Here is a 504-nt window from a genome sequence, read left to right as displayed (position 1 = left end):
GCGTAGATCACTTCGTTCGGGCCGCTTTCGTCGAGGTTGATCGGGTGGGCGTTGGGGTCGAGGGTTTCCACGGCGTCGGCCAGCCGGGTCAACGGGCGGACCGCAATGCGTCCGGCCAGCCAGGTGCAGGCGATCATCAGCGCCAGTTGGCCGAGCAGGACCGCCGGCAACCACGGTGACAACGGCACCATGGCGGGGCGCACGTCGATGGTCACCGGGCCGCCGTCGCTCCGGCGCAGATGGCCCTGAAAGTGTTTCTTCGGCCCGGGAATGTCGGTGAAGGTCAGCGGATAGCGCTCACCAATGGCTTCGGTGATCGAGGTAACGGCCACCGGGACATCCCCGGCCTCGATCGGCGTGCCCGGTTCACCTTCGCTCAGCAGGTAGCCATAATTTTTTCGCGCCAGACGCTCGAGCCAGGCAGGACGCTCTTCGGCAGGCAGGCGATCAAGGATCGCAATCGAGGTCGAGACGTCGGTTTGCAGATTGCCGAGCATGGTGTTC

1 pseudogene is annotated in these 504 nt (G+C 65.1%); it reads right to left on the bottom strand.

Features of this window, described 5'->3' with window-relative positions:
- Nucleotides 1-504, bottom strand: a pseudogene (locus F8N80_RS31030) (two-component sensor histidine kinase); the annotation flags it as partial.

This window comes from Pseudomonas fluorescens (assembly GCF_902497995.1).
In the GTDB taxonomy this organism is placed as follows: Bacteria; Pseudomonadota; Gammaproteobacteria; order Pseudomonadales; family Pseudomonadaceae; genus Aquipseudomonas; species Aquipseudomonas fluorescens_BK.
The sequence above is the reverse complement of the archived record's forward strand: the minus strand, read 5'-3'. Positions and strand labels throughout refer to the sequence as shown.